At 54.8% G+C, this 23,027-nt stretch carries 21 protein-coding genes; 11 read left to right on the forward strand and 10 right to left on the reverse strand.

What is annotated here, in order from left to right; genetic code table 11:
* Positions 1-20 precede the first annotated feature (20 nt).
* On the reverse strand, positions 21-1,877 hold the full coding sequence (gene sppA, locus OGX90_RS10275) for a signal peptide peptidase SppA (RefSeq protein WP_032943122.1): 1,857 nt from the start codon (positions 1,875-1,877) through the stop codon (positions 21-23).
* A 175-nt stretch (positions 1,878-2,052) separates the two neighbouring features.
* Between sppA and OGX90_RS10280 the strand changes: the two genes are divergently transcribed.
* The 3 genes from OGX90_RS10280 (at position 2,053) to topB (ending at position 5,715) form a co-directional block, all read left to right on the forward strand.
* The gene (locus OGX90_RS10280) at positions 2,053-2,604 is read left to right on the forward strand and encodes an NAD(P)H nitroreductase (protein ID WP_008784540.1); all 552 of its coding nucleotides are present in this window, start codon (positions 2,053-2,055) and stop codon (positions 2,602-2,604) included.
* Positions 2,605-2,720: 116 nt separating this feature from the next.
* A complete protein-coding gene (gene selD / locus OGX90_RS10285) occupies positions 2,721-3,764 on the forward strand; it encodes a selenide, water dikinase SelD (protein WP_003832497.1) in 1,044 nt (347 codons plus the stop codon).
* 4 nt (positions 3,765-3,768) lie between these two features.
* Positions 3,769-5,715, forward strand: a complete 1,947-nt coding sequence (topB, locus tag OGX90_RS10290) for a DNA topoisomerase III (RefSeq protein WP_032934436.1) — start codon at positions 3,769-3,771, stop codon at positions 5,713-5,715.
* A gap of 88 nt (positions 5,716-5,803) precedes the next feature.
* Here topB and gdhA read toward each other — a convergent pair whose 3' ends face one another.
* Complete coding sequence (gene gdhA, locus OGX90_RS10295) at positions 5,804-7,147, reverse strand: NADP-specific glutamate dehydrogenase (protein WP_003832501.1); 1,344 nt, start codon at positions 7,145-7,147, stop codon at positions 5,804-5,806.
* A gap of 237 nt (positions 7,148-7,384) precedes the next feature.
* Between gdhA and OGX90_RS10300 the strand changes: the two genes are divergently transcribed.
* Entirely contained in the window at positions 7,385-7,660 is a 276-nt protein-coding gene (locus tag OGX90_RS10300) for a YnjH family protein (RefSeq protein WP_167819845.1), read from the forward strand.
* On the opposite strand, the gene OGX90_RS10305 is transcribed toward OGX90_RS10300, so the two are convergent.
* Complete coding sequence (locus OGX90_RS10305; protein WP_008784542.1) at positions 7,620-8,033, reverse strand: pyrimidine (deoxy)nucleoside triphosphate diphosphatase; 414 nt, start codon at positions 8,031-8,033, stop codon at positions 7,620-7,622. The two genes, OGX90_RS10300 and OGX90_RS10305, sit on opposite strands and share 41 nt — an antisense overlap.
* A 79-nt stretch (positions 8,034-8,112) precedes the next feature.
* Here OGX90_RS10305 and OGX90_RS10310 point away from each other — a divergent pair, with 79 nt between their 5' ends.
* Both OGX90_RS10310 and OGX90_RS10315 read left to right on the forward strand, forming a co-directional pair.
* The gene (locus OGX90_RS10310; protein WP_153687147.1) at positions 8,113-8,682 is read left to right on the forward strand and encodes a carboxymuconolactone decarboxylase family protein; all 570 of its coding nucleotides are present in this window, start codon (positions 8,113-8,115) and stop codon (positions 8,680-8,682) included.
* A complete protein-coding gene (locus OGX90_RS10315; RefSeq protein ID WP_060682316.1) occupies positions 8,675-9,298 on the forward strand; it encodes a CDP-alcohol phosphatidyltransferase family protein in 624 nt (207 codons plus the stop codon). The genes OGX90_RS10310 and OGX90_RS10315 overlap by 8 nt, the downstream gene beginning before the upstream one ends.
* Before the next feature lie 100 nt (positions 9,299-9,398).
* Here OGX90_RS10315 and OGX90_RS10320 read toward each other — a convergent pair whose 3' ends face one another.
* From OGX90_RS10320 to xthA, 7 genes are all read right to left on the reverse strand, one after another.
* On the reverse strand, positions 9,399-10,706 hold the full coding sequence (locus OGX90_RS10320) for a sulfurtransferase (RefSeq protein WP_153687148.1): 1,308 nt from the start codon (positions 10,704-10,706) through the stop codon (positions 9,399-9,401).
* A gap of 88 nt (positions 10,707-10,794) precedes the next feature.
* Positions 10,795-11,427 (reverse strand): ATP-binding cassette domain-containing protein, encoded by a 633-nt coding sequence (locus OGX90_RS10325; RefSeq protein ID WP_153687149.1) that lies wholly within the window; start codon positions 11,425-11,427, stop codon positions 10,795-10,797.
* Positions 11,427-12,962, reverse strand: a complete 1,536-nt coding sequence (locus tag OGX90_RS10330; RefSeq protein WP_153687150.1) for an ABC transporter permease family protein — start codon at positions 12,960-12,962, stop codon at positions 11,427-11,429. Before OGX90_RS10330 ends, OGX90_RS10325 begins: the two co-directional genes overlap by 1 nt.
* On the reverse strand, positions 12,935-14,104 hold the full coding sequence (locus OGX90_RS10335) for an ABC transporter substrate-binding protein (RefSeq protein ID WP_153687151.1): 1,170 nt from the start codon (positions 14,102-14,104) through the stop codon (positions 12,935-12,937). Before OGX90_RS10335 ends, OGX90_RS10330 begins: the two co-directional genes overlap by 28 nt.
* Positions 14,105-14,136: 32 nt before the next feature.
* Entirely contained in the window at positions 14,137-14,847 is a 711-nt protein-coding gene (locus OGX90_RS10340) for a TVP38/TMEM64 family protein (protein WP_234692335.1), read from the reverse strand.
* Positions 14,844-15,500 (reverse strand): TVP38/TMEM64 family protein, encoded by a 657-nt coding sequence (locus tag OGX90_RS10345; protein ID WP_218667722.1) that lies wholly within the window; start codon positions 15,498-15,500, stop codon positions 14,844-14,846. Before OGX90_RS10345 ends, OGX90_RS10340 begins: the two co-directional genes overlap by 4 nt.
* 223 nt (positions 15,501-15,723) lie before the next feature.
* Positions 15,724-16,530 carry an exodeoxyribonuclease III gene (gene xthA, locus OGX90_RS10350; protein ID WP_003030642.1) on the reverse strand — a complete coding sequence of 269 codons (807 nt, stop codon included), beginning with the start codon at positions 16,528-16,530 and terminating at the stop codon, positions 15,724-15,726.
* A 444-nt stretch (positions 16,531-16,974) separates the two neighbouring features.
* Here xthA and astC point away from each other — a divergent pair, with 444 nt between their 5' ends.
* From astC to astE, 5 genes are read left to right on the forward strand one after another with little or no spacing between them, the layout of a single operon-like run.
* Positions 16,975-18,195 carry a succinylornithine/acetylornithine transaminase gene (astC, locus tag OGX90_RS10355; protein ID WP_048214345.1) on the forward strand — a complete coding sequence of 407 codons (1,221 nt, stop codon included), beginning with the start codon at positions 16,975-16,977 and terminating at the stop codon, positions 18,193-18,195.
* A complete protein-coding gene (gene astA, locus OGX90_RS10360; protein ID WP_060682309.1) occupies positions 18,192-19,226 on the forward strand; it encodes an arginine N-succinyltransferase in 1,035 nt (344 codons plus the stop codon). The genes astC and astA overlap by 4 nt, the downstream gene beginning before the upstream one ends.
* A complete protein-coding gene (astD, locus tag OGX90_RS10365; protein WP_234610392.1) occupies positions 19,223-20,701 on the forward strand; it encodes a succinylglutamate-semialdehyde dehydrogenase in 1,479 nt (492 codons plus the stop codon). Before astA ends, astD begins: the two co-directional genes overlap by 4 nt.
* Positions 20,698-22,041 carry an N-succinylarginine dihydrolase gene (gene astB, locus OGX90_RS10370; RefSeq protein WP_234692334.1) on the forward strand — a complete coding sequence of 448 codons (1,344 nt, stop codon included), beginning with the start codon at positions 20,698-20,700 and terminating at the stop codon, positions 22,039-22,041. The genes astD and astB overlap by 4 nt, the downstream gene beginning before the upstream one ends.
* Positions 22,034-22,999 (forward strand): succinylglutamate desuccinylase, encoded by a 966-nt coding sequence (astE, locus tag OGX90_RS10375; RefSeq protein ID WP_286623747.1) that lies wholly within the window; start codon positions 22,034-22,036, stop codon positions 22,997-22,999. Before astB ends, astE begins: the two co-directional genes overlap by 8 nt.
* The last annotated feature ends 28 nt before the right edge of the window (positions 23,000-23,027 follow it).

Genomic DNA, 23,027 nt, shown 5'->3' on the forward strand with positions numbered 1-23,027 from the left:
CTTGGGGCAGCATTGGCAGATTAGCGAACGTTGGCGCAGGTCAGGCAAAACGCATAGCGGTTTTGCGGATCGTTAAACGCGGCCAGCTTATCGCTCTCCGCTTTAACCGTACTCGCCGCAGAAGCGAGCGGCGCCGGGAGCATCGCCTGGATAGCTTCAGGCAGCATGGCACGAACGGAACCGGACATGCTATCCATCACCATATCAACGAATGTCGGTTCGTCCTGATAATACTCAATGTGCCATTGCTTCAGTTTGGCCAGCTCAGCCGCTTTCGCCACGGCGTCATCAAAATCACCCAGACTGTCTACCAGACCGTTGGCTTTCGCATCCTGGCCGGTCCAGACGTGGCCCTGCGCGATTTTGTCAATCTGCTCAGGCGTTGTCTTACGCGCATCTGCGACCAGCGTGATAAAGCGCTTATAGCCGTTCTCGATGCTCAGTTGCATCATTTGCTGCACTTCAGGTGGTAACGCTTTGGTGATGGAGATATCCGCCAGTGGGGATGTCGCCACGCCGTCGGTGTGTACACCAATGGAATCCAGACTGTTTTCCACAGTGTTGATCACGCCAAAGATCCCGATTGAACCGGTCAGCGTGCTGGGGTTCGCCACAATGTAGCTTGCTGGGGTGGAGATCCAGTACCCGCCGGATGCCGCCATGCCCCCCATGGACACGACAACCGGCTTGCCTGCTGCTTTTGCCGCAGCCAGCTCAGCGCGAATGACTTCGGAAGCGCTGACGCTGCCGCCAGGGCTGTTCACGCGCAGCACAATTGCTTTCACTTTCGGATCAAGACGCGCTTCGCGGATCTGCGCGGCAGTCGTGTCACCGCCCACATTCCCAGGGGTTTCTTCACCGTCCATAATTGCGCCATTCGCGAAGACGACGCCAATGCTGTCCCCAGTATCCGCTGGCGTTTTCAGCGAGTAATCGTAATAGCTGACGGCGCGATAATTTTTATCCGCTTTGCTCCAGCCAAACTGTTTGGTCAGCATTTTTTCGACTTCGGCGCTGGAGGCCAGTGCATCCACCAGTTTGTTGTCGAGCGCATATTTCGCGGTATCACCATCGACTTTTGTCAAACCGTCCAGCATGGCCTGCGCGCCCGGGAACACCTGCTGAGCAGGGATCTGGCGGTTGGCAGCGACCGTGTCGAGATAGTTCTGCCACAGCTCGCCGATCCAGCGGCTGTCGGCCTCGCGCGCGGCAGGAGACATATCATCACGAATGAACGGTTCTACGGCAGACTTATAAGTCCCGACACGGAACACGTGCGTGGAAACTTTCAGCTTGTCGAGCAGGGACTTGTAGTACAAACCGTTGGTGGCAAAGCCGTGCAGATCAACGGAACCCTGCGGAGAGAGATAAATTTTATTGGCGAAACTGGCGAGGTAGTACTGCCCCTGGCTGAAGTTATCGCCCACGGCAAAGACCGGTTTGCCGCTGTCGCGGAATTCCCGCAGCGCTTTACCGATATACTGCATGGAAGGCTGGTCGGCCCCGGCAAAATTTTTCAGATCCATCACAATGCCGGTGATGTTGCGATCATCTTTTGCCTGGCGAATAGTATTCACGATATCGAACAGGGAGTTTTCCTGCAGACGATCGGAACTGGCGCCAAACAGCTGACGACCAATAACGCTTAAGCGACTGGTGCTCGAAGGTTTATCGACAATCACCCCCGAGATATCCAGCAGCAGTGCGCCTCGCTCAGCGTGTTCACTGGTATTGCTGCTGCTGACCTGCATCCAGATGCCCACGCCCACCAGCACCAACAAGATGAAGAACAGGTTAAGCACAAATTCACGGACGAAATTGAGTAATCGCCATGTCCATTTAAAAAATCCGGCAATAAATCGCCACAGGGTTCGCATGTATTCTCCCTACCGATTAACAACACGCCACCCCGAAATTCCGGAGAAAGGCGATAAGATGAGGCTATCGTAATGACCCGACAGGCACTTGTCAGCAGGAATCACCGCCTGTGCTGTAACAAAATCCGCTCACGTGTTAATTTTGTGAACAAATCTCATTGTTGGAGTTAAGCAAATGGATGCACTCGAATTACTGATTACCCGTCGTAGCGCCTCTCGTCTCGTCGAGCCAGCCCCGACAGGAGAGCAGCTGCAAAACATTCTGCGTGCGGGTATGCGCGCGCCAGACCACAAAACGCTGCAACCGTGGCAATTCTTTGTCATTGAGGGTGAAGGGCGTGAGCGTTTTAGCGCAGTGCTTGAAAAAGGCGCGATTGCCGCAGGCAGTGACGAGAAAGCTCAGGAAAAAGCGCGCAGCGCGCCGTTTCGCGCGCCGCTGATTATTACCGTGGTGGCGAAATGTGAAGAAAACGACAAGGTTCCTCTGTGGGAACAAGAAATGTCTGCCGGTTGTGCGGTGATGGCTATGCAGATGGCCGCAATTGCCCAGGGCTTTGGCGGTATCTGGCGCAGTGGTGCATTAACCGAAAGTGCGGTCGTTCGCGAAGCATTCGACTGTCGCCCGCAAGATAAAATCGTCGGTTTTCTCTATCTGGGCACACCGCAGCTAAAAGCATCCACGACGATTAACCTTGCCGATCCGAGCGCATTCGTCCGTTATTTCTGATATCAACGGCAAAACTGTCTGGATTCTGAGCAAAGACACCCGAATTCAGACAGTCACTCTTACCACATCATGGAATGAGCGCTACCATATCCGGATTGCAATGACAGGAGATGTCCATGAGCGAGCAAGCTATTCGTTTAACGCAATACAGCCACGGAGCCGGTTGCGGTTGTAAAATTTCCCCAAAAGTGCTGGAAACCATCCTGCACAGCGAGCAGGCGAAGTTTGTTGATCCAAACTTACTGGTGGGTAATGAAACCCGCGACGACGCGGCCGTATACGATCTGGGAAACGGCACCAGCGTTATCAGCACCACCGATTTCTTTATGCCGATTGTCGATAATCCGTTTGATTTTGGACGCATCGCCGCGACTAACGCCATCAGCGATATTTTCGCCATGGGCGGCAAACCGATTATGGCAATTGCTATTCTGGGCTGGCCGCTGGATAAACTGGCACCGGAAATCGCCCGCGAAGTCACCGAAGGCGGACGCTTTGCCTGCCGTCAAGCGGGTATTGCGCTGGCGGGCGGCCACTCTATCGATGCCCCTGAGCCTATCTTTGGCCTTGCGGTAACCGGCGTTGTGCCGACCGAACGCGTGAAGAAAAACAGCACCGCTGAGGCAGGGTGTAAGTTGTTCCTGACCAAGCCTCTGGGCATAGGTGTTCTGACAACCGCAGAGAAAAAATCACTGCTTAAGGAAGAACATAAAGGACTGGCGACAGAAGTGATGTGCCGGATGAACATTGCCGGTGCGGCATTCGCCGATATTGACGGCGTGAAAGCCATGACCGATGTTACCGGTTTTGGTCTGCTGGGGCATCTGAGTGAGATGTGCCAGGGCGCAGGCGTTCAGGCACAGATCGTCTACCAGGATATTCCTAAGCTGCCTGGCGTTGAAGAATACATCGCGCAGGGCGCGGTGCCGGGTGGTACCCAACGTAACTTTGCCAGCTACGGACACCTGATGGGTGAAATGCCGCAATCGGTACGCGATCTGCTGTGCGATCCGCAAACTTCAGGTGGCCTACTGCTGGCGGTAACGCCGGAAGCTGAAGCCGAAGTGAAAGCGGCAGCGGCGCAGTTCGGTATCGATCTCACCGCCATTGGTGAGTTAGTGGAAGCTCGTGGCGGTCGCGCCATGGTTGAGATTCGTTAACTCGATGCGGTTGTTTATTGCCGAAAAACCAAGTCTGGCGCGTGCTATCGCCGATGTGCTGCCGAAGCCGCATCGCAAAGGCGATGGTTTTATCGAATGCGGAAATGGACAAGTGGTGACCTGGTGTATTGGTCACCTGCTTGAACAGGCGCAGCCGGATGCCTACGACAGTCGTTATGCTCGCTGGAGTCTGGTCGATCTGCCGATTGTCCCTGAAAAGTGGCAACTGCAACCGCGCCCCTCGGTGACCAAACAGCTCAACGTCATTAAGCGCTTTTTGCATGAAGCCAGCGAAGTTATTCACGCCGGTGACCCTGATCGTGAAGGGCAACTGCTGGTGGATGAAGTGCTGGATTACCTGCAACTGGCGCCTGAAAAGCGCCAGAAGGTGCAGCGTTGCCTGATTAACGACCTCAACCCGCAGGCCGTTGAGCGGGCTATTGAGCGGTTGCGCGCCAACAGTGAGTTTATCCCGCTGTGCGTGTCGGCACTGGCGCGAGCGCGTGCGGACTGGTTGTACGGTATCAATATGACGCGCGCTTACACCATTCTTGGACGTAACGCGGGCTATCAGGGCGTACTTTCGGTCGGGCGCGTACAAACGCCGGTGCTCGGGCTGGTTGTGCGTCGCGATGAAGAGATAGAGAACTTCGTCGCCAAAGACTTCTTCGAAGTGAAAGCGCATATCGTAACGCCCGCCGATGAGCGGTTTACCGCTATCTGGCAGCCGAGCGAAGCGTGTGAGCCGTATCAGGATGAAGAAGGGCGCTTGCTGAATCGCACGCTGGCTGAACATGTCGTGAACCGCATTAACGGTCAACCGGCGATAGTCACCAGCTATAACGATAAACGGGAATCAGAATCCGCGCCGTTGCCGTTCTCGCTGTCTGCGTTGCAGATTGAAGCGGCGAAGCGCTTCGGTTTAAGTGCGCAAAACGTTCTGGATATCTGCCAGAAGCTGTATGAAACCCATAAGTTGATTACCTATCCGCGTTCGGATAGCCGTTATCTGCCGGAAGAACACTTTGCCGGACGTCACGCGGTACTGAACGCGATTAGCGTCCATGCGCCGGATCTGCTCCCGCAGCCGGCGGTCAATCCCGATACGCGAAATCGCTGTTGGGACGACAAAAAAGTGGATGCGCACCACGCCATCATTCCTACCGCGCGCAGTTCGTCCATCAACCTGAATGACAACGAAGCGAAAATTTACAACCTGATTGCCCGTCAGTATCTGATGCAATTTTGCGCAGATGCGGTATTCAGGAAGTGCGTCATTGAGCTGGACATCGCCAAAGGCAAGTTTGTCGCCAAAGCGCGTTTTCTGGCGGAAGCCGGATGGCGCACGCTGCTCGGCAACAAAGAGCGCGACGAAGATAATGACGGGACGCCGCTGCCGGTGGTGGCAAAAGATGACGAACTGCTGTGCGAAAAAGGCGAAGTAGTTGAACGTCAGACCCAGCCCCCGCGGCACTTTACTGATGCAACTCTGCTGTCAGCGATGACCGGGATTGCGCGATTCGTGCAGGATAAAGATCTGAAAAAGATCCTGCGCGCAACGGATGGTTTAGGTACGGAAGCGACGCGCGCCGGAATTATCGAGCTGCTGTTTAAGCGCGGGTTCCTGGTGAAAAAAGGACGTTATATCCATTCGACTGACGCGGGAAAAGCGCTGTTCCACTCGCTGCCAGAAATGGCGACGCGCCCGGACATGACAGCGCACTGGGAATCTATCCTGACCCAAATCAGCGAAAAGCAGTGTCGCTATCAGGATTTCATGCAGCCGCTGGTGGGAACGCTGTATCAGCTTATCGATCAGGCGCGCAGCACACCGGTACGACGCTTTCGTGGAATTGCCGCGCCGGGCGGTAGTGGTAGCGATAAGAAAAAAAGCGCGCCGCGTAAACGTCCGGCGAAAAAAAGCCCGCCATCTGAAGAGGCGGGCCTGTAAGTTTGTAAGCCTGATAAGCATGGCGCATCAGGCTTAGCCGGATGCGGCACCCGTGCCTAATCCGGCCTACTGGCCTGCAGAGACAATATTAAATCACGCCCTGACCCAGCATCGCGTCGGCAACCTTCACGAAGCCCGCGATGTTGGCGCCACGTACGTAGTTGGTCTGCTTGCTTTCGCCGCCGTATTCAACGCAGGCATGGTGAATATCCAGCATGATGTGGTGCAGGCGCGCATCCACTTTCTCCGCTTTCCAGCCCAGACGAGCGGCGTTTTGCGCCATTTCCAGACCGGATGTCGCTACGCCACCGGCGTTGGCGGCTTTACCCGGTGCGAACAGTACGCCCGCCTCGAGGAACAGATCGGTGGCCTCGATAGTGGTCGGCATGTTTGCCCCTTCGGCGACTGCTTTCACGCCGTTGGCGATCAGTACGCGCGCTGCATCGACATCCAGTTCATTCTGAGTGGCGCACGGCAGGGCGATATCGACCGGAACCGACCACGGCTGTTTGCCTTCCAGATAGGTCAGGCCAAACTCACGGGCGTAATCCGCCACGCGACCGTCACGGCTGTCTTTGATCGCGCACAGACGCGCCAGCTTTTCTTTAGTAAATCCGCTTTCGTCGACCACGGTACCGCTGGAATCGGAGGCGGTAACTACTCGCGCGCCAAACTCCATGGCTTTCTCAATGGCGAATTGCGCCACGTTGCCGGAGCCAGAAACCGCCACGCGCATGCCTTCAAAGCCCAGACCATGGCGTTTGAGCATTGCTTCGGTGAAGTACACCAGACCGTAGCCGGTGGCTTCCGGGCGGATCAGGCTGCCGCCAAAAGAGAGACCTTTACCGGTAAAGACGCAGGCGCTGTTGTTGGACAGTTTTTTCATCATCCCGGCCATAAAGCCGACTTCACGACCACCCACGCCGATATCGCCCGCGGGGACGTCGGTATCAGGACCTAAATGGCGGAACAGTTCGGTCATCAGTGCCTGGCAGAAACGCATGATTTCGCCTTCGCTTTTACCTTTCGGATCGAAATCGCTCCCGCCTTTACCTCCGCCCATTGGCAGCGTGGTGAGGGCGTTCTTAAAGGTCTGCTCGAAACCCAGGAATTTCAGGATCGACAGGTTCACGGAAGGGTGGAAACGCATACCGCCTTTGTACGGGCCAATGGCAGAGCTAAACTGTACGCGCCACGCGCGGTTGACCTGCACCTGATTGCGATCGTCCAGCCAAACTACGCGGAACTGGATCACGCGCTCCGGTTCAACCAGACGTTCCAGCAACGACATCTGACGATAACGCGGGTTCTGCTCAAGAAAGGGCCACAGCGTCGTCATTACCTCACGAACGGCTTGCGCGAACTCGGTTTGATTCGGGTCGCGCTTTTGCACATGGTTGAGAAATGACTCCAGAGAACATGTCTGATCCATAGATATAAGAACCTCTTATGTATTGATATGGTTATATTTTTGATATTTATGTTATGTGTTGTGCAGTTTTTGACTATACCATCAGCAGTGTGACGTGACGCAAGAAAAAATTAACCCCGCTAAGTAAATTAATATTGCGCCGTGGGTCATAACCAAAAGCGATGATGGAAGGGACTAAAGTTTCTGCCGATTTATACCGTTATACTGAGCATAAATGTCAGTTAAAAAGGAAAGACAATGCGCCGTTTAATCATGGCAGGAGCGTTGGTACTGGTGTCCAGCGTGACGCTGGCAAATCAGCTTTATCGCCCGGATGTGCAGGTGAATGTACCGCCGGAAGTGTTCAGTTCCAGCGGTCAGCGGGCTCAGCCCTGTAGCCAGTGCTGTATTTATCAGGATCAAAACTACTCTGAAGGGGCGGTGATTAAAGCCGATGGCGTTCTGTTGCAGTGCCAGCGCGATGATAAAACGATCAGCACGAATCCGCTGGTCTGGCGGCGTGTAAAAGGATAAACGCCTCTAACAACGGGATATCGGCGGGTGCCAGCGGATAACGCAGCGCCTCTTCGGGTGAGCACCAGACGATATCCTGATGTTCATGCGCTCTAAGTTCCCCTTGATACGAAGGCACATGCCAGGCATGCAGGTGAATCAATCGGCCTGAAACCTCGCGTTGATGACTGGCAATGTAGCGCCCCACGACCGCCTCAATGCCCAATTCTTCACGCAATTCACGGATCAGCGCCTCGGGCTGACTTTCGCCCGGCTCAACCTTACCCCCGGCAAACTCCCACATGCCTGACTGATCCGCATGCAGCGGACGCTGAGCCAGTAAAATTTTGCCATCACGTTCAATGATAGCGGCGACCACGTCGAGGGTTTTCATCATATTCATCAAGATCTAACAGCAGAAAATGACATACTATCGTTATCTTTGTTTTATCTAAAGTATTCAGGAGCCACCGTTGAACGAACCTCAGTCGTGGGTAAAGCCGTTAACGCGTATCCCTTCCAGTTTAAAACCGCTCGTTGCCACGCAGAAAAAAAATTATGGCGATGTGCTGCATCCCACGCGCTGGTGGGGGCGGATGCCGTTTCTGTTCTGGCTGGTGGCGCTGTTTGTCGGGTTTCTGGAGCGTAAAAAGGCGCGCTTAACGCCGGTGATGCGCGCGCTGTTGATGACCCGCGTTTCTCAGGTCTGCCACTGCGCTTTCTGTGTTGATGCGAATAGTTTACGGCTGGCAGAACGCTGTGGCGCGCTGGATAAAGTCATGCAGGTTGCCACCTGGCAAGATTCGACGCTGTTTAGCGCTGAAGAACGCGTAGCGCTGGCCTATGCCGATGCGGTTACCGCAACGCCTCCACAGGTTGACGATGCGCTGAAAGTGCAGATGAAGCAGCATTTTACCGATGATGCCATTACGGAAATGACCGCGCTGATTGCGTTTCAAAATCTCTCGGCGCGTTTTAATGCCGCTCTCGATATTCCCTCGCAGGGACTGTGCGACAGTTTTAAAGGACGCCCGCATGCTTGACCGCCATCTTCATCCACGATTAAAACCGCTGTTGCATCGGTGCGTAGGTATTATCGATAAACCGGCGATTACCCCGGACGGACTTACGCTGGTCGGATTTGCCATTGGCGTGCTGGCGTTGCCATTTCTGGCGTTAGGCTGGTATCTGGCGGCGCTGGTGGCCATTGTGCTCAATCGGTTGTTTGACGGGCTGGATGGGGCGCTGGCGCGGCGCAGAGGACTAACCGACGCGGGCGGATTTCTCGATATCTCGCTCGATTTTTTATTTTACGCCCTTGTGCCGTTTGGTTTTATTCTTGCCGCTCCGGCGCAGAATGCGCTGGCAGGCAGTTGGCTGTTGTTCGCGTTTATTGGCACCGGTAGCAGCTTTCTGGCCTTCGCCGCACTGGCAGCGAAACATCAGATCGATAACCCCGGTTACGCACATAAATCGTTTTATTATCTTGGCGGGCTGACCGAAGGAACTGAGACAATTTTGCTGTTTGTGTTGGGGTGTCTGTTCCCGGACTATTTTGCCGTGCTGGCGTGGGTCTTTGGCGCGTTGTGCTGGATGACAACGTTCACCCGGATCTGGAGCGGATATCTGACGCTGAAAACCGTTCAGCGTCAGGCGTAAGGTAATGCGTTGCCGGATGCGCTTCGCTTATCCGGCCTACAACGATGATATATCCAGGCTGGGTAAAGCGTTCTCGCCGCATCCGGCAATAATGCCAGTCTTACTTGCTGGCGTCCGGACCCCGTTCACCGCTGGCGACCGGGTTTTTCGGATTGCTGCTCCACTCGTACCAGCCACCATCGTAAACAGAGACGTTTTTCCAGCCCATCGCGCGGGCATACATAAACGTTTCTGAAGCACGCCAGCCGGTACCGCAATAGAAAGAGACCTGTTGATTCGGCAGGATATTCCATTGCTTCCACATGGCGGCGATGTCATCCGCGCTGCGCATGGTGCCATCCGGGTTATGGAAATCTTCCATGTGGGTGGAGTCGCTGCCCGCGTGGCCCCAACGCGCGCCTGCGATCTCACCTTTTGGCTTAATGTAGCTGTAACCGCTGGTGGTACCGACAAATTCCGGCCATGAACGAATGCTCACCAAAGATGCATCCTGGCGATGCAGCAGACCGCGCGCCTGTTCCATATCCAGCATAAGCTGCGGCTGGGCAGGGATTTTCACGCCGAAATCAGGCTCTGGTTTCACCGTTGGCGGAGTGCCGCGTTCGACCGGTAAACCTGAGTCGGACCAGGTTTGCCAACCGCCGTCGAGCAGACGAACGTCTTTCACGCCTGCGTACAGCATAATTTGCGCCACGCGAGCGGCGGCATAGACATCGCGGCCGTATAAAATTACCGTGGTGTCGTGGCGGATACCGTGTTTCGCCAGCATCACTTTAAGCTGCTCGTCGGAAACTTTATTCCACAGCGGTTCGCTTTCAACTTCATTGGTATCAATGTAGCCCGCGCCGGGGATGTGGCTGAGCAGATACAACTTCGGCGCGCCCCAGGCGGCTTCAATCACTTTCCAGTCACCCGCCGGTTTGGCAGTCACGTCTTTACCCTGCTGAAGATCGTGCAGCCACTGTGGGTAAACCAACTGTTCGAAGTGCGGCAGACGTTGCAGACGGGCAGGGTCTGTCAGCGCATCGCTGAGGGTTGAAATCTGGTTAAAGCCAACTTTTTGCAGACGGGATTTAACGGCCTGCATGTCGTTATCGCTACCATACAGCGCCACCGGAGCGTCGGTCTTAAGTTGATGTGACTTAACCCAGGCGCTGAGTTGTTCATCATTCATCTTGTCGAGCCAGGCGGCAGACAGGTTCAGTGCGGAAGGTTCGTGTCCTGAAGGACCATTGAGCGATTGTGGCCAGCCGTTGTAAAAAGCGCTCTGACGGGTATCGATCGCCGCGCCTTGCTTTTGCTGTAACTGGTTGAGGGTGAGCGTCTGTGCTGTTTCAGCAGCCCAGGAAGAAGCGCAAGCGAGCCCTAAAGCCAGTGCCAGCGCGGTCATTTGAGAAACACGTTTCATCGAATAGCCCGACGTTGAAAAAAAGAAGACGACATTCTGTGCCGCCAGTTACGTAAAAACCTTGCGTTAACGCAGCATATCGCCACATTCACGCCCAGTTTTCCATCTGAAATACGTGGCCTGCAGGCGGAACGTCCTGCGCGTCATGGGTCACCTGTACCACCGGGATCCCCAGCTTACGCACCTCGGTGAAGACCCATTGGCGAAAGTTATCGCGTAGCGACGCATCCAGCCTGCTAAAGGGTTCATCAAGTAACAGCGCCTGGGGCTGCGCCAGTAGTGCGCGGATCAGGGCGACACGTGAGCGTTGTCCGCCGGAGAGTGATGACGGATCGCGCGAATAAAAACCTGCCAGGTCAGCGCGTGCGAGAGCGCATTCAATCTCATGGCGTCTGGCGGGACCTTGCAGGCTGGCGGGTAAGGCCAGCAGTAAATTCTGCCCAACGCTGAAATGGTCAAACAGCAGCGCATCCTGGAACAAAATGCCAATCTGGCGCTGCGCGGTAGGTAACGTATCGATGCGTCGTTCATTAAGCCACAGTTCGCCTGAGGCCTGGAACTGGGGAGACAACGCCCCGATCATCCATGAAAACAGCGAAGATTTCCCGCTGCCGGAAGGTCCCATAATAGTGACGATGTCACTTTTGTTAACCTGAAAATTAACGTCTTTCACCAGCGCTTTCGCGCCCTGGTACAACGAAACGCCTCGTACAGTAAGCATTAGCGGAGTCCTTGTCGAAAGCGGCCGATCCACGCGGCGAGAAAGGCTGCAAGTGCGAAAACGAGCAGTGGTAAAAGCAGCTGCCACAACGCTTGTGTTGCCAGAATCGCACTGCTACCGCCGCTGCTTAATGCCACCGCTTCGGTGGTTAATGTGGGATAGCGTCCGGCACCTAGCCACAGCGTTGGCATATACTGGGCGATACTGACCGAGAAGCCAACCGCGAAGGCAATCAATGCCGGGCGTGCCAGCTGTGGGCATTTCACCAGCCAGAATATCCGCCACCGCGTCCAGCCCAGGGTTTGCGCAATCAAAATTAATCGTGGGTCAATGCGCTGCCACGCCGGTTTAAGCACAAATAGCATCCAGGGCATCACCCACAGCAGGTGGCCCCAGATAATGGTAGTCATCAGTCCATCTTGTTCGGCATATAACGCCAGCAGATATTGTCCGGTTACCAGCGGTAGCGCAGGCAAAATGAGCGGTAGCCAGACCCAGCGGTGTCCAGTTTGTGGACCCCATTCCAGCCAGGCAAAAAGTATCAGAAGCGCCAGCACGCTGGAAAGGAGCCCCAGTTGCAGGCTGTTGCTGAGCGCCTCGCTGTTTAGCGAGGAATAGCTGGCGATAAGCGCCAGTACCAGCGCGCATACCACACCGCTGACGGGCAAAATCTGTACCAGCGGGCGTGCGATTGTCATAGATGAAAAATGCTGGCGTTCACCGTTTACTGCCGGAATAGTATGTCGCCAGGCACGCCAGAGCAGATAACCCACCAGCGCGATAACAAGGAGCAACAGCACCAGCAACAGACTGGCAAGTGCGCCTTTCGCCTGCTGTTCGACGTCGCCCTGACTGAGCCACTGCCAGCTCAATACGGCAAGCGTTGGCGGATTGCCGGGGCCAAGAACGATTGCCACATCAACAACGGAGAGTGACCAGGCAACAATCGCCAGCATAGCTTTACCTAATGCCGGGCCGATAGCGGGCAGAACCAGCCAGTTCAGGCATTGCAGTCGGCTGTAACCCAGCGAATCCAATACGATAACCTGCTGAGAAAGTTGTTTTTCACTCAGCAGGGCCGAGAGAATCCATAACAAAAAAGCGCTCTCTTTCACCGCCAGCGTGACGCCAAGTCCAATGCCGTAGCGGTCCGGCTGTGGGCTGAGGAACGGGAGCCATTGCCAGAGCAGGCCGCCTTCAGCAAAAACCAACAGCACGCTGGTGGCGAAGGCAACGTGCGGAATTGCCAGCAGCCACGGAAGACGCGTATACAGACGTACCCAGCCTGCGCCGGGCCACAAGGCGAGGATCGCCAGCAGCGCGATAATCAGCGCGCCCCCAGCCGCGAGGCCGACGGAAACCAGCGTTGCCAGTAACGCCTGCGGAAGTTGAGGATCGGCAAAGAGCGCCAGCCAGTGTGTGATACTAAGCGCCGGTGTTATCAGAGACCATGCCGCTGGCGCCAACGGCAGATAAACTGCCGCCATGATGGCCCAGAGTAGCAGAATTAATGCGTACCGTAGCGGCGTAGCCATTCTTGTTCCAGAGCGTTTACCCAGGCTGCATGCGGTTCTGGCAACACGGCAGGGAGCCCCTGAGGGATCCGCGCCAGCAGCGCATCACGCTGTTCGTCAGGCAATTTTTGTGGATCAAGCACCGAAGGATCTCCCCAGACAGCCGGGTCAGCTTTGCGCAGTTGCGCTTCAGGAGAAAGCAGGAAGTTTGCCACGACTTTTGCTCCGGCACTGGCGTGGGCATTCGCCGGAATGGCAACAAAGTGCACGTTGCCGAGCATGCCCTGTGAGAAACCAAAACTGTAGCTGCTTTTAGGCAATTCGCCGCTCGCCACTTTTTGCTGCGCGTGGGCAGGGTTAAAGGTCAATGATAAACGCAGGGTGCCGCTATTGAGCAGTGCATCCATTCGTGCTGGCGTGGGCGGAAAATCTTTGCCTTCACGCCAAAGTACAGGATGCAAGGTATCAAGATACTGCCACAATGGCGCGGTAACTTCGGCGAATGTCGCTGCATCTGGCGCAACTTTCAATGCCTGTGGTTTGGTGGTGAGCGAAATTAGCAACTGCTCAAGAAAAGCCGTTCCGGTAAAGTCTGGCGGTCGTGGATAGGTCACCGTGCCAGGGTGCGCCTGCGCAAATTCGAGAAGTGCCTGCGGAGATAACGGCGGCTGCGCGGTGAGATCGCGCCGGGCAATAAAGGTGAGTTGGGCACCGCCCCACGGTGATTCAGCCCCCTCTGTTGGAACGGAGAAATCTTCGGTCACCGGTTTTTGTGTATCAACATAGCGCCAGTTAGGCAGCGATTGTGCCCACTGGGTTTGCAGCAGCCCGGCTTCTTTTAGCGTACGGAAGTTTTCGCCGTTAACCCACAGTAAATCGACAGAGCCGCCGGTTTTTCGCCCGGATGCCGCTTCCGTCTGGATGCGTTTTACGGCATCGGCGGCGTCTGCCAGGCGCACGATTTTCAGGTTAATGTTGTAGTGCGTTTTCATCTCGCCGCTAACCCAGTCGAGATACTGGTTAACTGCATTGTCGCCACCCCAGGCGTTGAACCATACCGTTTGACCACGGGCGTCATTTTTGATTTGTTGCCAGTTGGCGTCCTGGGCAAACGTCGCCAGCGGGCAGAGCAACAAACTCAGACACAATAAGCAGTAACGCATAATATCTCCATGGCTAAAAATGGGGGAAGGTCTCAGCTTTTTTTCCGTTGGCGCTCAAGATAAAGGCTTCTTGCCACCGATATCACCACGCTTAGGGCAAACAGGACAAACAGACCCGTCACAAACCAAAATGTGCCGCCAGTTAACAGGCTTCCCGCCCATGAGTAGACGATAGTGGCGGGTAACTGTCCGATGCCGGTGGCGATGAAAAAATGGCGAAAACGAATTGAGGTCAGGCCAGCCGCGTAGCTTACCGGGTCGAACGGCACAAAAGGTAACAGGCGGCAGACCAGAATAGTGCGCTTACCATAGCGCTCGAAAAAAGCGTCCATATTATTCAGCACCGTTTTTCCGGTCAGCTTTTCTACCGCACCGCGACCTAAAATGCGGGCAATAAAAAAGCACAGCGCCGCACCTGCCATTGCGCTGCTCCAGGATAGTACGCCGCCCCAAAATGCGCCAAACAGCGAGGCATTGGCAAACGTGATCACAAACGCAGGAAGCGGTGCAACGATGGCCTGTAAGATCATCAGGAAAAACGACACCACTGCCGCCTGGGTTCCATAAGAACGAATAAAGTTCTCAAGAGCATGCTGATCGAGTGTGGTAAATGCTGCCAGGCTGCCGTGGAGAAAATCACTCACGCCAGGTATCCATGCCCATGCCATTAGCCCGAGCAGTAGCAGAGCAATCAAACCCGCCCGGTAATAGCGAGCCAGCCGCGCCTTATTCCATTTTATCATTTACCCGTACACTCATGGTTGGCTGACGGATCGATGTGCTTATATCGGGCCCAGGCTTTTGCTGCCTGAACGAGGGCGAATAACGCCAGCCCTGCCACGCTGAGCTTACCGATGAATACCAGGGTAATGCCTTCGCTGGCGAGTTCATGCGACATCAGCGTATAGATAAAGATACCGGGTAAGGTGGTAAGTGCCGATATTACGGTAAATGACCAGAACGGAATGGCCGTCAGCCCATAGGCGTAATTTTGAATATTATAGGGGAACAGCGGCACGAGCCGGGTCAGGATTAGAAAGTCTACTCCGCTATGGGCAATGCCTTTTTCGATAGCCTGAAACGTCGCAGTGTGCCCAACGTATTTCAGTAGTAGATCCCGTCCAAGCCAGCGAGCCAGCAAAAACGACAGCGCCGAGGCCACGGTTGCTGCCACTAACGAGATAAGCGTCCCAGCCACGGGGCCAAACAGCACACCGCCGACGATCACCAGGATGCTGCCTGGGATCAGACACAGCGCAGCAACAATAAAAAGCAGGATATAAAGCGTATAGCCGAACACACCGCTTTGGCGGATGACGTCTTGTAAATGATGGAAATTGGTTATCAGGTCGGTCAGACCATAATGATGGAAAACTCCCGCCAGAACGCAGAACAGGACCGCGACAATCAGCAGCCGGTATTCTGCTTTATGCGAACTTCTTTTTCATGGGGGTTCTCCTGTAAAACCGAGTGCAATGGAGCATTTTCGTCAGCGAAAAGCGCGCGCGAAGATATAATAAATTCCCGGCCGTAACAATGTATTACCGTCACTTTATTGATTTTGCACAGAATAAACAGACTCTCCAGGCCGGGCCTGGAGAGTAAAAAGACGCAGAAGGTCAGACGCGGAATTTAGCCCATACAGGCGCATGGTCGGACGGTTTTTCCATGCTGCGAATTTCATAGTCGATGCCGGTTTCTTCGCAGCGTTCCGCCAATGGGTTGCTCGCCAGCAGCAGGTCGATACGCAGGCCACGGTTATCGTCAAAGCCTTTTGAGCGATAGTCGAACCACGAGAACTGGTCATTCTTTTCAGGATTTGCGTGACGGTAAGTATCCACCAGACCCCAGCCCAGCAGGCGTTCCATCCACTCACGCTCCTCCGGCAGGAAGGAACATTTACCGGTGCGCAGCCAGCGTTTACGGTTTTCTTCGCCAATGCCGATATCGAGATCGGTTGGGCTGATATTCATATCGCCCATAATCAATACCGGATTGTCGCGCTTCAGTTCAGTCTCCAGATAGTTTTGCAGGTTCTGATAAAACGCGGCTTTGGCCGGGAATTTGGTTTCATGGTCACGGCTTTCGCCCTGCGGGAAATAGCCGTTGATCACCGTGATGCTGCCCAGAGGGGACGGAATTTCTGCCATGATGATCCGACGCTGAGCTTCTTCGTCATCGCCCGGGAAGCCACGACGTACCGCAATTGGCGTTTCTTTCGTTAACAACGCCACGCCGTAATGACCTTTCTGGCCGTGATAAAAGACGTTGTAACCAAGCTTTGCTACCTCTTCGAGAGGGAACATATCGTCGTGGACTTTTGTCTCCTGTAAGCCAATAACATCCGGTTGGTGTTTTTCGACAATGGCTGCCAGTTGATGGGGACGGGCACGCAGGCCGTTGATATTAAAAGAGACAAATTTCATAGTCGCTGCCACTTTGCAAGATGAATAGTGCAAGGATGGTAGCAGAATTTCTGCAGCCTGACTGCTTCTTGTCACCTGATTCCAACAATGATTGCTAATGGTGTTAACGATGGAGCAAAAACTGCACCGTTTTGGCGCGAAGCGCGTCGGAATGGGGCAATAATTTCCGAAAAATTTCGTATACGATCACAATTCCAGAATTATATTTGGCGACTGAATAAAACTGCGTTTTTTCCTCTGTTTAGTCGCCTGATGCGCAAACATATTCACTTTATATGCACATGCAGTGAATATCGCCACGTTGTAACCTGTTGATATTTCGTCATCGACCTCCGTTTATGCACTTTTTTCGCTGGCTGGCACGAACCCTGCAATCTACATTTACACCGCAAACACTATATTTATTAACATATAAATAACCTTTTATTTACCGTTGAGGTCGCTATGTCTCTGTCAATTACGCGTGAAAATTTTGATGAATGGATGATGCCCGTATATGCTCCGGCCCCTTTTATTCCGGTGCGGGGTGAAGGTTCACGTCTGTGGGATCAGCAGGGTAAAGAGTATATCGATTTCGCGGGAGGCATTGCGGTTAACGCGCTGGGTCACGCCCACCCGGCATTGCGCGAGGCATTAAACGACCAGGCGAGCAAATTCTGGCATACGGGAAATGGCTACACCAACGAGCCGGTACTGCGTCTGGCGAAAAAGCTGATTGACGCCACCTTCGCCGAGCGCATTTTCTTCTGTAACTCCGGTGCAGAAGCCAACGAAGCGGCACTAAAACTGGCGCGTAAATATGCCCACGATCGTTTTGGCAGTCAGAAGAGCGGGATTGTAGCGTTTAAAAATGCTTTCCATGGACGCACGCTGTTTACCGTCAGCGCCGGAGGACAGCCTGCCTACTCACAGGATTTCGCGCCGCTGCCGCCGGATATCCGTCATGCAGTATACAACGATCTCGATTCTGCCAGCCAACTGATTGATGACACCACCTGTGCGGTTATCGTGGAGCCTGTGCAGGGTGAAGGCGGTGTGGTACCGGCAACAAAAGCCTTTTTGCAGGGGCTACGTGAGTTATGCGATCGCCATAATGCGCTGCTGATTTTTGATGAAGTTCAGACCGGCGTTGGCCGTACCGGGGAACTGTATGCCTATATGCACTACGGCGTGACGCCGGATCTTCTGACGACAGCAAAAGCGCTGGGCGGTGGTTTCCCTATCGGCGCACTGCTGGCGACAGAGCGTTGCGCCAGCGTGATGACGGTTGGCACACACGGTACAACGTACGGCGGAAACCCGCTGGCTACGGCGGTGGCAGGTAAATTGCTGGAAATTGTGAATACACCGGAAGTGCTCAACGGAGTAAAACAGCGCCACGACTGGTTTGTGGAGCGTATAAACGCCATTAACGAACGTTTTGGACTGTTTAGTGAAATTCGTGGACTCGGACTGCTGATCGGCTGCGTGCTGAACGCGGAATTTGCCGGGAAAGCGAAACTCATCTCGCAAGAAGCGGCTGTTGCCGGGGTGATGGTACTGATCGCTGGCGCTAACGTGGTGCGTTTTGCGCCAGCGCTCAACGTCAGCGAAGAAGAAGTCGCCACCGGACTGGATCGCTTTGCGCTGGCCTGCGAACGCATTAAAGCAGGAGGTTCATCATGATGGTGATTCGTCCCATTGAACGCGCGGATATCACCGCGTTGATGCAGCTTGCCAGTAAGACCGGCGGCGGGTTGACCTCGCTACCGGCGAATGAAGCTACGCTGATGGCGCGTATCGAACGTTCACTCCAAACCTGGCGCGGTGAGTTGCCAAAAAGTGAGCAGGGATATGTGTTTGTGCTTGAAGACAGTACCAGCGGAACCGTGGCCGGGATTTGCGCCATTGAGGTAGCGGTAGGGCTTAACGATCCCTGGTACAACTACCGGGTTGGTACCCTGGTCCACGCCTCGAAAGAGCTGAATGTCTATAACGCGCTGCCGACACTGTTTCTGAGTAACGATCACACGGGTAGCAGCGAGCTTTGCACGCTGTTTCTCGATCCGGACTGGCGAAAAGAAGGCAACGGCTATTTGCTGTCAAAATCGCGCTTTATGTTTATGGCGGCTTTTCGCGACCGATTTAATGAGAAAGTCGTGGCCGAAATGCGCGGCGTGATTGATGAGCACGGTTACTCGCCGTTCTGGCAAAGCCTTGGTAAACGCTTTTTCTCAATGGAGTTCAGCCGGGCGGATTTTCTCTGCGGGACAGGGCAGAAAGCCTTTATTGCTGAACTGATGCCCAAGCATCCTATTTATACCCATTTTCTGTCTGATGAAGCGCAAGGCGTGATTGGTCAGGTGCATCCGCAAACTGCCCCGGCGCGGGCGGTGCTGGAGAAAGAAGGATTTCGCTACCGCAACTATGTCGATATTTTCGACGGCGGGCCAACGCTGGAATGCGATATCGACCGGGTTCGGGCTATTCGTAAAAGCAGGCTGGTGGAAGTGGCGGAAGGTCAGCCAGCAACCGGCGATTATCCGGCCTGTCTGGTTGCCAATGAAAACTATCAAAATTTCCGCGTCATGCTGGTTCGCGCAGACCCGGATACCCAACGTCTGGTACTGACGGCGGCGCAACTGGATGCCCTGAAATGCCACGCGGGCGACCATGTACGTTTTGTACGTCTTTGTGCAGAGGAGAAAACAGCATGACACTATGGATAAACGGTGACTGGGTGACGGGTCTGGGCGAGCGTCGGGTGAAAACCAACCCGGTAAGCGGTGATGTGCTGTGGCACGGTAATGATGCAGATGCAATGCAGGTGACGCAAGCGTGCCAGGCCGCACGCGCAGCCTTTGCCGGTTGGGCTAAACAGCCTTTCAGCGCACGCCAGACTATTGTTGAAAAGTTTGCTTTATTGCTGGAAAGCAATAAAGCCGAGCTAACTCAGATTATCGCCAAGGAAACCGGAAAACCTCATTGGGAAGCCGCGACTGAACTGACGGCGATGATCAATAAAATCGCCATCTCCGTCAAAGCTTATCACGCCCGTACCGGTGAGCAGCACAGCGAACTACCGGATGGTGCGGCAACGTTGCGCCATCGCCCACACGGCGTGCTGGCGGTTTTTGGTCCGTATAACTTCCCCGGACATTTACCAAATGGTCATATTGTTCCGGCATTGCTGGCAGGCAATACGTTGATTTTCAAACCCAGCGAGTTGACGCCGTGGACCGGTGAAGCAGTAATAAAACTGTGGGAGCAGGCGGGGTTGCCGCCGGGCGTGCTGAATCTGGTGCAGGGCGGACGTGAAACGGGGCAGGCGCTGAGTGCGCTGGAAGACCTCGATGGCCTGCTGTTTACCGGCAGTGCGAATACCGGTTATCAGCTGCATAAGCAGTTATCCGGCCAGCCGGAAAAAATCCTTGCCCTGGAGATGGGGGGCAACAACCCGCTGATTATTGAGAATCCGGAGGATATTGATGCCGCGGTGCATCTGACTATTCAATCCGCATTTGTCACCGCCGGACAGCGCTGTACCTGTGCCCGCCGCCTGCTCGTAAAAAAAGGCGCGCAGGGTGATGCGTTCCTGACGCGTCTGGTGGAGGTTAGTCAGCGTTTAGTGCCCGGCAACTGGGATGCACAACCGCAGCCATTTATGGGTGGACTGATTTCCGAACAGGCCGCGCAGCACGTCTATGATGCCTGGCAGCATCTGGCGTCGTTGGGCGGCCGTACGTTGTTAGCGCCACGTCTGGTAAATGCCGGAACGTCACTGCTGACCCCTGGAATCATCGAACTGACCGGGGCGGGGAACGTACCTGATGAAGAGGTTTTCGGTCCGCTGCTCGGCGTCTGGCGTTATGACAGCTTTGATGATGCGATTCGTCTGGCGAACAACACCCGCTTTGGATTGTCGTGTGGGTTAGTTTCGCCCGATCGCGGCCAGTTTGAACAGCTACTGTTGGAGGCGCGGGCAGGGATCGTCAACTGGAATAAGCCGTTAACCGGCGCTGCGAGTACCGCACCGTTTGGCGGTGTAGGCGCTTCCGGGAACCATCGCGCCAGCGCGTGGTATGCCGCAGATTATTGCGCCTGGCCGATGGCAAGTCTGGAATCCCCGGCCCTAACGCTGCCAACGGCGCTTAGCCCCGGACTGGATTTTTCTCGCGAGGATAAGCTATGAAAGCCCGTGAGGTAAATTTTGATGGTCTGGTGGGACTGACTCACCACTATGCTGGATTGTCATTTGGTAATGAGGCCTCAACCAAACATCGATTTCAGGTGTCGAACCCGCGTCTGGCGGCAAAGCAAGGTCTGCTAAAGATGAAAGCGCTGGCGGATGCGGGATTTCCTCAGGCGGTGATCCCGCCCCACGAGCGGCCTTATATTCCGGTTCTGCGTCAGTTGGGTTTTAGCGGCAGTGACGAACAGGTGCTGGAGAAAGTGTCGCGTCAGGCGCCTCACTGGCTCTCCAGTGCCAGCTCCGCATCGCCTATGTGGGTAGCGAATGCGGCAACGGTTTGCCCTTCGGCAGACTCGCTGGACGGGAAAGTGCATCTGACGGTGGCGAATCTGAATAATAAGTTCCACCGTTCACTGGAAGCGCCTACTACCGAAGCATTGTTACGGGCGATTTTCCGTGATGAGAATAGCTTTGCGGTCCACGGCGCGTTGCCCCAGGTTGCGCTTTTCGGTGATGAAGGGGCGGCAAACCATAACCGCCTGGGTGGAGATTACGGTGACCCCGGCGTACAGCTGTTTGTTTACGGTCGTGAAGAAGGCAATGCATCCCAACCGAAGCGCTATCCGGCAAGGCAATCCCGTGAGGCCAGCGAAGCGGTCGCGCGACTGAATCAGGTCAACCCACATCAGCGCATTTTTGCCCAGCAAAACCCGGACGTTATCGATCTTGGCGTGTTCCATAACGATGTGATTGCGGTATCGAATCGCCAGGTGCTGTTTTGTCATCAGCAGGCGTTTGTCAGACAGCAGGCATTGTTAGAGCAGTTGCGCAGTCAGGTGGCAGGTTTTACCCCGCTGGAAGTCCCGACAGCGGAAGTGTCGGTGCAGGATGCCGTGACCACTTATCTGTTTAACAGTCAGTTGCTGAGTCGTAGTGACGGTTCGATGATGCTGGTCCTGCCGCAGGAGTGTCGGGAGCATGCTGGCGTGTGGCGGTATTTGAACCGGCTTCTCGAGGAAGACAATCCGATCGATGACCTGCGGGTATTCGATCTGCGTGAAAGTATGTCCAACGGCGGTGGTCCGGCATGCTTGCGCCTGAGAGTGGTGCTCACTCCGATGGAACAGCAGGCGGTGAATCCGGCGGTTATCATGAACGACACGCTGTTTAACACGTTGAATAACTGGGTTGATCGTTACTATCGCGATCGTCTTACCGCTGCCGACCTTGCCGACCCACAGCTATTGCGCGAGGGGCGTGAAGCGCTGGATACGCTGACGCAATTGCTCAACCTCGGCTCAGTGTATCCTTTCCAGCAGGAGGGGATGCGCCATGGATAACTTTCTGGCGATCACGCTCGCAGGCGCCACTCCAGAGAAAACGCAAGGAACCACTCATGGTTTTGACTGGCAGTGGATCGGTCACGGAATTCTGGAACTGACGCCGCTTGCACCCGTTGAACATTCACTGGTGCTGTCTGCGGGGATCCATGGCAATGAAACCGCGCCGGTAGAGATACTCGATTCATTGCTTTCCAGTCTGTTTAGCGGCGAGCTGACACTGACATGGCGGCTGCTGGTGATTCTGGGAAACCCGCAGGCGCTGGCTGCGGGAAAACGATATTGTCATAGCGACCTGAATCGTATGTTTGGCGGCCGGTGGCAGATTTTTACCGCGAGTGAAGAAACGCACCGAGCCCACGAGCTTGAGCTGTGTCTTGAAGATTTCTATTCGCGCGCAAAGGAGTCTGTGCGCTGGCATCTGGATCTGCACACCGCGATCCGCGGTTCACAGCATCTGCGCTTTGGCGTATTGCCACAACGCAACGTTGCCTGGGACGAGGATTTTCTTGAATGGCTGGGAGATGCGGGACTGGAAGCGCTGGTTTTCCATCAGACGCCTGGCGGCACGTTCACCCATTTTAGCGGGGAACATTTTGGTGCGTTGGCCTGTACGTTGGAACTGGGTAAAGCGCTGCCGTTTGGACAAAACGATCTCACCCAGTTTGCACAAACGGCAGACGCACTGGAGAAACTGCTGCGGGGTGAACGAGGGTCGACGAGAGAAATATCCCCGCTGCGTTATCGCGTGGTGTCGCAAATCACGCGTCGTAGCGACGATTTCATTCTCCACATGGATAACCAGACGCTAAACTTTACCCCCTTTAAAGAAGGCACCTTGCTGGCGCAGGACGGAGATGAACGTTTTATCGTCACCCATGATGTTGAATACGTTCTCTTTCCCAACCCTAACGTGGCCTGTGGTTTACGTGCCGGATTGATGCTCGAAAAGTTGTGATAAATATATTCGCCCTCAGGTTTATCCC

Origin of the sequence: Citrobacter sp. Cpo012 (assembly GCF_030333015.1) — a bacterium.
GTDB classification, from domain to species: Bacteria; Pseudomonadota; Gammaproteobacteria; order Enterobacterales; family Enterobacteriaceae; genus Citrobacter; species Citrobacter portucalensis.

Excerpts from the sequence above, each read along its gene's own strand:
- OGX90_RS10340 (WP_234692335.1), bottom strand. The coding sequence starts at position 14,847 with ATGATAAAATGGAATAAGGCGCGGCTGGCTCGCTATTACCGGGCGGGT.
- OGX90_RS10300 (WP_167819845.1), top strand. The coding sequence starts at position 7,385 with ATGCGCCGTTTAATCATGGCAGGAGCGTTGGTACTGGTGTCCAGCGTG.
- astA (WP_060682309.1), top strand. The coding sequence starts at position 18,192 with ATGATGGTGATTCGTCCCATTGAACGCGCGGATATCACCGCGTTGATG.
- topB (WP_032934436.1), top strand. The coding sequence starts at position 3,769 with ATGCGGTTGTTTATTGCCGAAAAACCAAGTCTGGCGCGTGCTATCGCC.
- selD (WP_003832497.1), top strand. The coding sequence starts at position 2,721 with ATGAGCGAGCAAGCTATTCGTTTAACGCAATACAGCCACGGAGCCGGT.
- OGX90_RS10335 (WP_153687151.1), bottom strand. The coding sequence starts at position 14,104 with ATGCGTTACTGCTTATTGTGTCTGAGTTTGTTGCTCTGCCCGCTGGCG.
- OGX90_RS10320 (WP_153687148.1), bottom strand. The coding sequence starts at position 10,706 with ATGAAACGTGTTTCTCAAATGACCGCGCTGGCACTGGCTTTAGGGCTC.
- astE (WP_286623747.1), top strand. The coding sequence starts at position 22,034 with ATGGATAACTTTCTGGCGATCACGCTCGCAGGCGCCACTCCAGAGAAA.
- astC (WP_048214345.1), top strand. The coding sequence starts at position 16,975 with ATGTCTCTGTCAATTACGCGTGAAAATTTTGATGAATGGATGATGCCC.
- OGX90_RS10325 (WP_153687149.1), bottom strand. The coding sequence starts at position 11,427 with ATGCTTACTGTACGAGGCGTTTCGTTGTACCAGGGCGCGAAAGCGCTG.
- astD (WP_234610392.1), top strand. The coding sequence starts at position 19,223 with ATGACACTATGGATAAACGGTGACTGGGTGACGGGTCTGGGCGAGCGT.
- sppA (WP_032943122.1), bottom strand. The coding sequence starts at position 1,877 with ATGCGAACCCTGTGGCGATTTATTGCCGGATTTTTTAAATGGACATGG.
- OGX90_RS10315 (WP_060682316.1), top strand. The coding sequence starts at position 8,675 with ATGCTTGACCGCCATCTTCATCCACGATTAAAACCGCTGTTGCATCGG.
- OGX90_RS10305 (WP_008784542.1), bottom strand. The coding sequence starts at position 8,033 with ATGAAAACCCTCGACGTGGTCGCCGCTATCATTGAACGTGATGGCAAA.
- gdhA (WP_003832501.1), bottom strand. The coding sequence starts at position 7,147 with ATGGATCAGACATGTTCTCTGGAGTCATTTCTCAACCATGTGCAAAAG.
- astB (WP_234692334.1), top strand. The coding sequence starts at position 20,698 with ATGAAAGCCCGTGAGGTAAATTTTGATGGTCTGGTGGGACTGACTCAC.
- xthA (WP_003030642.1), bottom strand. The coding sequence starts at position 16,530 with ATGAAATTTGTCTCTTTTAATATCAACGGCCTGCGTGCCCGTCCCCAT.
- OGX90_RS10280 (WP_008784540.1), top strand. The coding sequence starts at position 2,053 with ATGGATGCACTCGAATTACTGATTACCCGTCGTAGCGCCTCTCGTCTC.
- OGX90_RS10330 (WP_153687150.1), bottom strand. The coding sequence starts at position 12,962 with ATGGCTACGCCGCTACGGTACGCATTAATTCTGCTACTCTGGGCCATC.